The 10,199-nt window shown below is 68.5% G+C and carries 13 protein-coding genes; 12 read left to right on the forward strand and 1 reads right to left on the reverse strand.

Features of this window, described 5'->3' with window-relative positions; all coding sequences use genetic code 11:
* The first annotated feature begins 434 nt into the window (after nt 1–434).
* The 9 genes from rsmD to QR77_RS30155 all read left to right on the forward strand — a co-directional run bounded on the left by rsmD (nt 435) and on the right by QR77_RS30155 (nt 6,861).
* Nucleotides 435–1,019, forward strand: coding sequence for a 16S rRNA (guanine(966)-N(2))-methyltransferase RsmD (gene rsmD, locus QR77_RS30115; RefSeq protein WP_040025146.1), 585 nt, complete (start codon nt 435–437; stop codon nt 1,017–1,019).
* A 20-nt stretch (nt 1,020–1,039) separates the two neighbouring features.
* The gene (gene coaD, locus QR77_RS30120; protein WP_173476472.1) at nt 1,040–1,519 is read left to right on the forward strand and encodes a pantetheine-phosphate adenylyltransferase; all 480 of its coding nucleotides are present in this window, start codon (nt 1,040–1,042) and stop codon (nt 1,517–1,519) included.
* Nucleotides 1,520–1,614: 95 nt separating this feature from the next.
* On the forward strand, nt 1,615–2,850 hold the full coding sequence (locus tag QR77_RS30125; protein WP_040025148.1) for a cell division initiation protein: 1,236 nt from the start codon (nt 1,615–1,617) through the stop codon (nt 2,848–2,850).
* A 145-nt stretch (nt 2,851–2,995) separates the two neighbouring features.
* Nucleotides 2,996–3,631 carry a DUF177 domain-containing protein gene (locus QR77_RS30130; protein WP_078877900.1) on the forward strand — a complete coding sequence of 212 codons (636 nt, stop codon included), beginning with the start codon at nt 2,996–2,998 and terminating at the stop codon, nt 3,629–3,631.
* Between the two features lie 2 nt (nt 3,632–3,633).
* Complete coding sequence (gene rpmF, locus QR77_RS30135; RefSeq protein ID WP_030753522.1) at nt 3,634–3,807, forward strand: 50S ribosomal protein L32; 174 nt, start codon at nt 3,634–3,636, stop codon at nt 3,805–3,807.
* A 19-nt stretch (nt 3,808–3,826) separates the two neighbouring features.
* A complete protein-coding gene (rnc, locus tag QR77_RS30140; RefSeq protein ID WP_040025150.1) occupies nt 3,827–4,654 on the forward strand; it encodes a ribonuclease III in 828 nt (275 codons plus the stop codon).
* A gap of 100 nt (nt 4,655–4,754) precedes the next feature.
* The gene (gene mutM / locus QR77_RS30145) at nt 4,755–5,615 is read left to right on the forward strand and encodes a bifunctional DNA-formamidopyrimidine glycosylase/DNA-(apurinic or apyrimidinic site) lyase (RefSeq protein WP_040025151.1); all 861 of its coding nucleotides are present in this window, start codon (nt 4,755–4,757) and stop codon (nt 5,613–5,615) included.
* 191 nt (nt 5,616–5,806) lie between these two features.
* The gene (locus QR77_RS42480) at nt 5,807–6,634 is read left to right on the forward strand and encodes a hypothetical protein (protein WP_052489155.1); all 828 of its coding nucleotides are present in this window, start codon (nt 5,807–5,809) and stop codon (nt 6,632–6,634) included.
* Entirely contained in the window at nt 6,631–6,861 is a 231-nt protein-coding gene (locus tag QR77_RS30155) for a hypothetical protein (protein ID WP_150130463.1), read from the forward strand. The genes QR77_RS42480 and QR77_RS30155 overlap by 4 nt, the downstream gene beginning before the upstream one ends.
* 68 nt (nt 6,862–6,929) lie before the next feature.
* Here the strand turns inward: QR77_RS30155 and QR77_RS30160 are convergent, their stop codons facing one another.
* Entirely contained in the window at nt 6,930–7,805 is an 876-nt protein-coding gene (locus QR77_RS30160) for a CAP domain-containing protein (RefSeq protein WP_040025153.1), read from the reverse strand.
* 137 nt (nt 7,806–7,942) lie between these two features.
* On the opposite strand from QR77_RS30160, the gene QR77_RS30165 reads away from it, so the two are divergent.
* The 3 genes from QR77_RS30165 to QR77_RS30175 form a co-directional block, all read left to right on the forward strand.
* A complete protein-coding gene (locus tag QR77_RS30165) occupies nt 7,943–8,224 on the forward strand; it encodes an acylphosphatase (protein ID WP_040025154.1) in 282 nt (93 codons plus the stop codon).
* 391 nt (nt 8,225–8,615) lie between these two features.
* Complete coding sequence (locus QR77_RS30170; protein ID WP_040025155.1) at nt 8,616–8,834, forward strand: hypothetical protein; 219 nt, start codon at nt 8,616–8,618, stop codon at nt 8,832–8,834.
* 211 nt (nt 8,835–9,045) lie between these two features.
* Nucleotides 9,046–10,199 (forward strand): AAA family ATPase (locus tag QR77_RS30175; protein WP_040028906.1); only part of this gene is annotated, 1,154 nt, incomplete at its 3' end.

Genomic DNA, 10,199 nt, shown 5'->3' on the forward strand with positions numbered 1-10,199 from the left:
TTACGGCGTCGTCACCGCGGCTGCCCGGTGAATGCGGTCGTGCGCCGCAAATCACGCGTTAGTATCCCGGACACCACCCCTGCGCGCCCCCCTTGACCTGCGGGAACGCCGCACTGACGGCCCCGGGCGCGACGTTACGGGTTTGCCGACTGCGACGGAGGGTGACGGGGTCGCAGGAGGTACGTGTCCGGACGCTAACGTGAGATTTGTGGCGCACGACCGCCTCAAGCAACACGTTCCGCGGTGACGACGCCGTAAATCACACGTCCGGACATGTGCCTCCGGAGGCCCCGGCGCCCGGCACACGCACAACGCACCGCAACCACGACCCGGCCACAACCACCGCACCGCCCAGACCCACGGCCGCCCGCCGCGAGGCACACCGCCCCCTTAACCTGGCCCCGTACGTACCTTCGCTCATGAACCGAGGACCCATGACCCGCGTGATCGCCGGTGTCGCCCGTGGACGCCGCCTGGCCGTTCCGCCGGGGGACGGTACCCGTCCCACCTCCGACCGCGCGCGCGAGGGGCTGTTCTCCAGTTGGCAGTCGATCCTGGGGACGCTCGACGGGGTCCGGATCGCCGATCTGTACGCCGGTACCGGCGCCGTCGGGCTGGAGGCGCTGTCCCGTGGTGCCGCGCACGCGCTCCTCGTCGAGGCGGACGCGCGGGCCGCGCGGACGGTTCGGGACAACGTGCGGACGCTCGGGCTGGCCGGTGCCGAGGTCCGTACGGGCAAAGCGGAGCAGATCGTGACGGGACCGGCGCCCGCCGTCCCCTATGACCTGGTTTTCCTGGACCCCCCGTACGGTGTCACCGACGAAGATCTTCGGGAGATTCTGCTCACACTCCGCACTCAGGGCTGGCTCACGGGCCATGCCGTCGTCACCGTGGAACGCAGCACCAGAGGCGGCGAATTCGGCTGGCCGGAGGGTTTCGAGCCGTTGCGGTCACGTCGCTACGGTGAGGGAACGCTCTGGTACGGCCACATCGCCTCCGGGCCTGAAGACGCGTCATGACCGGACCGGAGGAAATTCAGTTGCGCCGAGCCGTCTGTCCAGGGTCTTTCGACCCCATCACCAACGGACACCTCGACATCATTGGCCGCGCCTCCAAGCTGTACGACGTCGTACACGTGGCGGTGATGATCAACCAGTCCAAGAAGGGACTGTTCAGCATCGACGAGCGGATCGACCTGATCCGCGAGGTCACGGCCGAGTTCGGCAACGTGGAGGTGGAGTCCTTCCACGGGCTCCTCGTCGACTTCTGCAAGCAGCGCGACATCCCGGCCATCGTGAAGGGGCTGCGGGCCGTCAGCGACTTCGACTACGAGTTGCAGATGGCGCAGATGAACATAGGGCTCTCCGGGGTGGAGACGCTGTTCGTCCCCACCAACCCCGTCTACAGCTTCCTGTCGTCGTCGCTGGTCAAGGAGGTCGCCACCTGGGGCGGGGACGTCACGCACCTGCTGCCGCCGGCCGTCCTGACGGCCCTCACCGAACGTCTCGGCGAACGCTGAGAGACTGACGGTTCGTCACCCGGTGTCCGCCGGGCGCCGAGTGGTCGTACAGTCGTTGCGTCCGTCTCCAAACCTCAGAGAGTGGCGAGCATTCGGTGGACGTGCAGAAGAAGCTCGACGAGATCGTCGACGCGGTCGGTAACGCCCGCTCCATGCCCATGTCGGCGTCGTGCGTGGTGAACCGCGCCGACCTGCTCGCGATGCTGGAAGAGGTACGGGAGGCGCTGCCCGGTTCGCTGGCGCAGGCGCAGGAAATGCTCGGCGGCCATGAGCAGCTCGCCGAGCAGGCCCGGCAGGAGGCCGAGCGGATCATCGAGAGCGCGCACGCGCAGCGCTCCACGCTGATCTCCGACACCGAGGTCGCCCGGCAGTCCCAGGACGAGGCCGACCGTATCCTCGCGGAGGCCCGCAGGGACGCCGAGGAGATCCGCGCCGAGGCCGACGACTACGTCGACTCCAAGCTCGCGAACTTCGAGGTCGTCCTCACCAAGACCATCGGATCCGTCGACCGGGGCCGCGAGAAGCTGCTCGGCCGCGCCCCGGGCCCCGACGAGACGTACGACAGCGCCGAGGACGACGACGCCCCGGAGTACAGCGCCGATCCCGACACGCTGATCCGGCGCGCCGACGACTACGTGGACGCCAAGCTCGGCGCCTTCGAGGCCGTGCTGTCCAAGACGCTCGACGCGGTGGGCCGCGGCCGGCAGAAGCTGCACGGCAGGACCGACTCGGACGCGCTCGGCGCGCACATGGCGGCCCAGGACGCCGCCGGACGGCAGGGCCACACGAGCGACGAGGACTTCCTCGCCGACCTCGCGGGCACCCCGCGCCCGGGGGCGCTGCGGGCGGCGGCGGAGCAGGCCGCCGTACCGGATCTGCCGGCGGTTCCCGACCAGGTCCCCGACCCGGTCATGGCGGCGGGGCAGCAGTCCTACGACGGCACCGACACCGGCGGCTATCCGGCGGCCGTCCCCGGCGGCTACCAGGACGCCGGCTACACCGGCACCGGCTACGAGGGGACCGGCTACACGGACCCCGCGTACGCCGAGCAGCCGACCTACGCCCCCGGATACCAGCAGCAGGACGCGTACGGCTACCAGCAGGACCCGTACGCTTACCAGCAGCAGGTCTACGCCCAGGAGCAGAGCCAGGGGCAGGGCCAGAGCTACGACCAGGCGTACGGCTGGCCGCAGCAGCCCGACGCCGCCCAGGCGCAGCAGCCGCAGCAGCCGCAGATCCCCGGGCAGCAGAGCGGCCTCGACGAGACCAGCCTCTTCGACACCAGCATGATCGACCTCGAACAGCTCCGCAGGTACGAGCAGGGGCACTGAGGCGGCCGGCCGGGACCGGATTGGGCCTACGGCGGCCGGACCGGTATCCTGGCCCTTCGGTCGCGTGTATGTCCGCGATCCAGGCTGCCCGCTTCGCTTCAGCGACACCGGCGGCCCATCCCACGAATCGAAAGCAGGGACAGTTCTGAACGCGCGCCTCGACCACCGCAACCCCCTCGTGTTCGACACACACGAGCTGGGGCGGCGTCCCGGTGCGCTTCAGAAGATGTCCCGCTCGGTACCGGCCCCGCCGGACTTCGGCATCGCCGGAGTCATCGGAACGCCCGAGGGCGCGCCCGTACAGCTCGACCTCCGTCTCGAATCCGTCATGGAGGGTGTGCTCGCGACCGGCACCGCCCGTGCGACGGTCGAGGGGGAGTGCGTAAGGTGTCTGGAGCCGCTGAGCCGAGAGGTCGAGGCGGACTTCCAGGAGATGTTCTCGTACCACGACGCCGATGACCGGGGCCGCACCCGTGCGGAGCCGGCCGACGACGCCGAGGACGAGGACATGTTCTTCGTCGAGGACGGATTGTTCGACCTCGAACCCGTGCTGCGGGACGCGGTGGTGCTCGCACTGCCCATGCAGCCGATGTGCCAGGAGACCTGTGCCGGTCTGTGTTCCGAATGCGGGATCAGGCTGGACGAGAATCCGGGCCACCACCACGATGCCGTCGACATCCGTTGGGCGGCATTGCAGGGACTCGCCGATACCGGTCCGGCCGGCGAGAAGGACAACATGGACGGCGCCGCAGCAGGCGCCGACGAGAAGCAGGAGAAGTAGCCGTGGCTGTTCCGAAGCGGAAGATGTCGCGCAGCAACACGCGCCACCGCCGGTCGCAGTGGAAGGCTGCGGTCCCCACCCTGGTTGCGTGCGAGCGCTGCCAGGAGCCGAAGCTCCAGCACATCGCGTGCCCGAGCTGCGGCACCTACAACAAGCGCCAGGTCCTCGAGGTCTGAGCGGCTGGTGAGAGGCTCCATGTCTGAACTGTCGAACACCAAGAAACAGACAGATGTCAGCACAGCCTCGTCCCCCACGCTTCTGGAAGGGCGGCTCGGCTACCACCTTGAGCCCGCCCTTCTGGTACGTGCGCTGACCCATCGTTCGTTCGCGTACGAGAACGGCGGTCTGCCCACCAACGAACGGCTCGAATTCCTCGGGGATTCGGTGCTGGGCGTAGTGGTCACCGACACGCTGTACCGCACCCACCCCGACCTGCCTGAAGGCCAACTGGCCAAATTGCGGGCCGCGGTAGTCAACTCGCGTGCGCTGGCGGAAGTGGGCCGCGGTCTGGAACTCGGCTCCTTCATCCGGCTCGGCCGGGGCGAAGAGGGTACGGGTGGCCGGGACAAGGCGTCCATTCTCGCCGACACCCTTGAAGCGGTGATCGGCGCTGTCTATCTCGATCAGGGCCTCGAAACGGCGTCCGAGCTGATCCACCGGCTCTTCGACCCGCTCATCGAGAAGTCCTCCAACCTCGGCGCCGGCCTGGACTGGAAAACCAGTCTCCAGGAACTCACCGCGGCGGAGAGTCTCGGCGTCCCCGAGTATCTCGTCACGGAAACCGGCCCGGACCACGAGAAAACCTTTACTGCTGCCGCCCGCGTCGGTGGTGTCTCGTACGGCACCGGCACCGGCCGCAGCAAGAAGGAAGCAGAGCAGCAGGCGGCGGAGTCCGCGTGGCGGTCGATCAGGACCGCGGCGGACGAACGGGAAGCGGCGGCCGGAAAGGCCGTCGACGGAGAGACCCCCGAGGAATCTCCGGCCCCGTCCGAGCCCACCGCCGCGGACACGGCCAGCGCCTGACTGTCCGCGCTCTTCTTCCCGGTGCGCCCCTCACGCCGTTCCCCGGCGCGAGGGGCGCCTCCCGTTCACCTGTCCCGCCTGCCGCCCCGGAGGAGACGCCGTGCCCGAACTGCCCGAGGTCGAAGTCGTACGGCGCGGCCTGGAGCGCTGGATCAGCGGCAGGACCGTCGCCGAGGCCGAGGTGCTGCACCCGCGTGCCGTACGCCGCCACCTCGCCGGTGGTACGGATTTCGCGGCCCGGCTGAAGGGGCACCGCATCGGCGAGGCCCGGCGGCGCGGCAAGTACCTGTGGCTGCCGCTCGCCGACACCGACGAATCGATCCTGGGACACCTCGGCATGAGCGGCCAGCTCCTCGTGCAGCCCGAGACCGCGCCCGACGAGAAGCACCTGCGGATACGGATCCGCTTCGCCGACAGCCTCGGCACCGAACTGCGCTTCGTAGACCAGCGCACCTTCGGCGGGCTCTCGCTGCACGAGAACACCCCGGACGGTCTGCCCGACGTCATCGCGCACATCGCCCGCGACCCGCTCGACCCCGCCTTCGACGAGGCCGCCTTCTGCGCCGCGCTGCGGCTGCGCCGTACGACGGTCAAGCGGGCGCTGCTCGACCAGTCCCTGATCAGCGGAGTCGGCAACATCTACGCGGACGAGGCGCTCTGGCGCAGCAGACTCCACTTCGAGCGCCCGACGGCGAGCCTCACCCGGCCGCGCGCCCTGGAGCTGCTCGGGCACGCCAGGGACGTGATGAACGCGGCGCTCGCCGTCGGCGGCACCAGCTTCGACAGCCTGTATGTGAATGTGAACGGCGAATCGGGCTACTTCAGCCGGACGCTCGACGCGTACGGACGCGAGGACGAGCCGTGCCGCCGCTGCGACACCCTGATGCGCCGCAGCCCCTGGATGAACCGCTCCAGCTACTTCTGCCCGCGCTGCCAGCGTCCGCCGCGCGCCATCGCGTAACCGCTCCACGTTGCGAACGCGACGGGTCGGGTCGGGATCAGAAGCCGAAGTCCCTGCGCCCCGAGTCAGTCACCGGCCGTGCGCCCTACGCGCGACGTTCTGACCAGCCGGGGAGCGGTCAGTGACGGTCGTTGTCGGTCGTCGTTCACGAACGAACCATCCGTGCAGGTGGGAGGTGCTAGAACGGAGACATGGTGTTGCCGTTCAGCAAGTCGCAAATCGAACGCCTCGGGAAGCGTCTGGTGCAGACGCCCCTTCCCGAGGAGTCGCTCCTGGCGGATCTGGGCAACCTTCTCCTGGCGTATGACGAGGTGCTTGAGGGTGCCACCAGCGCGGTTCGCCGCCTCGGCTACGAGCCAACGGGCCGAGTTAAGAACACCGGAACGATCCTGGAGAAGCTGCGTCGGCACGGGGGCTCGTGGCTGAAAAGCATCCAGGACTTGGCCGGCATGCGCGTTGTTGTGGACGGTGGGCGGCGGGAGCAGGACGAAGTGGTGGCCGCGATCGCAGAACTGTTCGCAACAGTGGGCCGTGAGCCGAAGCTTGTAGACCGTCGGCTGTGCCCCAGTCATGGTTACCGGGCGGTGCATCTGGTCGTCTTTCCGGATGGGGTACCTGTCGAGATCCAGGTCAGGACGAAGTGGCAGCACGAGTGGGCCGACATGTTTGAGAAGTTCGCCGACCTAGTTGGTCGCGGGATCCGATACGGCGAGCCTCCTGCGGAGTGGTGGGATGACCTGGATCACCCGCCGGACGAGCCTCCCGGGAGGGCAGCTCTCGTGCGGAAGGTCTACGACGCCACTTACGCGATACATGTGGCCATGGTCAAGTCCGCCATCTCGCTAAGTGACCTCATCGCTGCTCTTGAGGATCTAGAGGTGATCGATGTGGACATGAACAGTGAGCTTGCGGTCCACAGGTGGCAATCTGTCCACGATGCGCTCGCCGACTTCCGTGAGCAGTTGAAAGACATGGAGCCGGTCCCCCAGAAGCGCGATCTTGGTAGCGTGGGCACATGACGAATGTCCTGGTGGTGTATGACCGCGCTGCGGGTCGCCTGCTTCACGAGCAGGAGTTTGAGCACCGCAGGGACGCCTTCTCGGCGCGACTCAAGGCCGAGAGGGAATTCGGCGGTGGTACGAACGTCGAGGTGGTTGTGCTCGCGGCCAAGAGCCGGGACGACCTGCTTCGGACCCACGCGAGGTACTTCTTGACTCTCGATGACCTTGCGGCCCGCATCGCCTGAGCTCTGCGACCCTGGCGTGGACCGGCACGTCGGCCTTGGCCGACGAGGCGGGGTCACCTGCGGCTGTGTCAGAAGCCGAAGTCCTGGGTCCACCACGGTCCGCCGGAGCCGGTGTGCTCGCCGACGCCGAGCCGGGTGTAGTCGCAGTTCAGTATGTTCGCGCGGTGGCCCTCGCTGTTCATCCAGGAGTCCATCACGGCCTGGGCGTCGGCCTGGCCCCTGGCTATGTTCTCGCCGCCGAGGTTCTTGACGCCCGCCGCGTCGGCGCGGTCCCAGGGGGTCTTGCCGTCCGGGTTGGTGTGGTCGAAGAAGCCGCGGTCGGCCATGTCGTCGCTGAAGTTCTGGGCCAGCGAGCCGAGCGAGGGGTCGGCGCGGAGTGCGGAGCAGCCCACCTTGGCCCGTTCCTGGTTGACCAGGGTGAGCACCGCGTTCTCCTGGGAGCTGGGCGCCGCGGGGGTGACGGCGCGCTCCTCGGTCGGCGTGGGCGCGGGGGCCGTGCGCGGCGGCGCCTGTGTCTTCTTCACCTGGGGCGGTCCCGCCGGGGGCTTCGGCGCCTTCGAATGCGTGGCCGAGGGCTTCGGGGTCTTGGGGGACGGGGAGGTGCTGGGGGCGTGCGGGCGGCTCGTGGTCCCGCTGGGCGAAGCGGCGGGCGAATCCGTCGGGTCCGCGCTCTCGCCGCCCTGCTGCTGGGGGTCGGACGTTCCCTCGGCGCGTATCTGATCGCCGTTCGTGGGGTTCCCGCCGACCGTGTACTGGTCGCCGCCGGGCAGCAGGCCCGAGGCCACGGCTACCGCGCCCACCGCCATGGCGGCAGAGGCGCCGAGCAGTCCCGTGCGTACGGGCGTACCGAACCGCTTCTTCGGGCGTACGCCCGCCCGGTGCCGTCCCGTGGAGCCGGCCTCTTCGGGGGCGGGCTGGGCAGCGGAGCGTCCATGGCGTCCCATCTGCTGTGCCTTCCTCGTGCGCTCTCAACCGTCAACGTGTCTCACCCGTACGAGTGAGGCTCATTTCGTCAGGACAGTACGCCATGGCGTCCGGGCCCGCCGGGTGCGCGGAGCATTCGGGGGGCTAGCTTTCCTGCATGGACGAAGAAGTACGGCTCACCGCCTGGGTGCGCGGCCGGGTACAGGGGGTGGGCTTCCGCTGGTTCACCAGGGCAAACGCTCTGGAGGTCGGCGGGCTCACCGGATTCGCCCTCAATCTGGAGGACGGCAGGGTGCAGGTCGTCGCCGAGGGGAGGCGTGAGAATTGCCACCGTCTGCTGGACTGGCTCCGCTCCGGCGACACACCCGGGCGCGTCGACGGAGTAACTGAGATCTGGGACACCCCCAGGGGCGGCTACGAGTCCTTCGCCATCCGGTGACCGTCACCCGGTCGCGCGGCGCCGGGAAAGCGGGGGAGAGCCGCTGAAAGTGCCGGGGGCACATGCGTTCCCCTGTGATGACCTGGTGGTTGCCAGACAAGGACAACCGTGCCAGGCTGCCCGGTTAACGATGATCCCGACGCACCAAGGGCCCCTGAGGCAGAGGCGACGCCGCGTGTCCAGCGGCCGCGCCCACCGGGCTGCCCGTCCGTACGGTGTGTGATCGTGTTGACCGTCAAACTTTTTGGTGAGACTCTGGAAACCACGCGGGCCTTAGCTGTTCGGCAGTAGGAACAGCAGTGATTAACAAGCTGCCAGGCCCCGCGGCTGCTCATTCCCCTATGACCAGTACCGCATCCGGTCGGTCACTCAGTGTGGAGGACCATCCATCATGGCAAAGGCGCTTCTCGGTTACGTCGGCGGTTCCGACCCGCGACTTCTCGCCGAGATGCGACGGCTTCAGCAGCGCGTCCAGGACCTCGAATCCGAACTCGTACGGATCCAGTCCGAGAATGACACGCTGAATGCCGCCGTCGCACAGCACTCGGGCGAGTCGCTGTTCGACAGCATCGACATCGACGTGCCTCAGGCGGAGCCCGCACTCACCTGATGACAGCCCCCGTCGGGGTCGGGTGAGCGAATGCTCTCGCGAGAATATGCAAGGGACGCTTCGGCGTCCCTTCTTTCTTTCATCTCCCGTTGTACGAAGCCTCTTTGAAGCGCCCTTGGTGACCGGGCTGCTTTCTTAACGTCTGATGTGCCCTGCACGTTCGGCGGTGAAACCGCCGGAGGACGATGAGAGCGCGGTAGAGTCCGGCGGCGTGCACCTCAAGGCCATGACCCTGCGCGGGTTCAAATCCTTCGCCTCAGCCACGACGCTGCGCTTCGAGCCGGGAATCACCTGCGTGGTGGGTCCCAACGGCTCGGGCAAGTCCAATGTCGTGGACGCGCTCTCCTGGGTCATGGGCGAACAGGGAGCGAAGTCGCTGCGCGGCGGAAAGATGGAAGACGTGATCTTCGCCGGGACCACCGGCAGACCACCGCTCGGCCGCGCCGAGGTCTCTCTCACCATTGACAACTCCGACGGCGCGCTGCCCATCGACTACGCCGAAGTGACCATTACGCGGATCATGTTCCGGGGCGGCAGCAGCGAATACCAGCTCAACGGCGATACGTGTCGGCTGCTCGACATCCAGGAACTGCTCTCCGACTCCGGTATCGGCCGCGAGATGCACGTCATCGTCGGACAGGGCCAGCTCGACTCCGTACTGCACGCCGACCCGATGGGCCGCCGGGCCTTCATCGAGGAGGCCGCGGGCGTACTGAAACACCGCAAGCGCAAAGAGAAGGCGCTGCGGAAGCTGGACGCGATGCAGGCGAACCTCGCACGGGTCCAGGACCTCAACGACGAGCTGCGCCGCCAGCTCAAACCGCTCGGCCGGCAGGCCGCCGTCGCCAGGCGGGCCGCGGTCATCCAGGCCGATCTGCGCGACGCGCGGCTGCGGCTGCTCGCCGACGACCTGGTGAGGCTGCGCGAGGCGCTGCGTACGGAGATCGCCGACGAGGCCGAACTCAAGCAGCGCAAGGAGGCCGCGGAGGCCAGGCTCAGGACGGCGCTGACCAGGGAGACGGAGCTGGAGGCCGAGGTGGCGCGTCTCGCGCCGCGCCTCCAGCGCGCCCAGCAGACCTGGTACGAGCTGTCGCAGCTCGCCGAGCGGGTGCGCGGCACGATCTCGCTGGCCGACGCGCGCGTGAAGAGCGCCACAGCCGTTCCCACGGACGAGCGCAGGGGCCGCGACCCCGAGGACATGGAGCGCGAGGCGGCCCGCATCCGTGAGCAGGAGGCGGAGCTGGAAGCCGCGCTCGAAGCGGCGGAGCACGCGCTGGAGGACACCGTCGCGCACCGGGCCGAGCTGGAGCGTCTCCTCGCCGCCGAGGAGCGGCGGCTCAAGGACGCGGCGCGGGCCATCGCCGA

The organism is Streptomyces sp. 150FB, assembly GCF_000818195.1.
Lineage (GTDB): Bacteria > Actinomycetota > Actinomycetes > Streptomycetales > Streptomycetaceae > Streptomyces.

Bases quoted from the DNA above. Each gene is read 5' to 3' on its own strand.
- rsmD (WP_040025146.1), top strand. From the start codon at position 435: ATGACCCGCGTGATCGCCGGTGTCGCCCGTGGACGCCGCCTGGCCGTT.
- QR77_RS30165 (WP_040025154.1), top strand. From the start codon at position 7,943: ATGGACGAAGAAGTACGGCTCACCGCCTGGGTGCGCGGCCGGGTACAG.
- QR77_RS30155 (WP_150130463.1), top strand. From the start codon at position 6,631: ATGACGAATGTCCTGGTGGTGTATGACCGCGCTGCGGGTCGCCTGCTT.
- QR77_RS30160 (WP_040025153.1), bottom strand. From the start codon at position 7,805: ATGGGACGCCATGGACGCTCCGCTGCCCAGCCCGCCCCCGAAGAGGCC.
- rnc (WP_040025150.1), top strand. From the start codon at position 3,827: ATGTCTGAACTGTCGAACACCAAGAAACAGACAGATGTCAGCACAGCC.
- QR77_RS42480 (WP_052489155.1), top strand. From the start codon at position 5,807: ATGGTGTTGCCGTTCAGCAAGTCGCAAATCGAACGCCTCGGGAAGCGT.
- QR77_RS30170 (WP_040025155.1), top strand. From the start codon at position 8,616: ATGGCAAAGGCGCTTCTCGGTTACGTCGGCGGTTCCGACCCGCGACTT.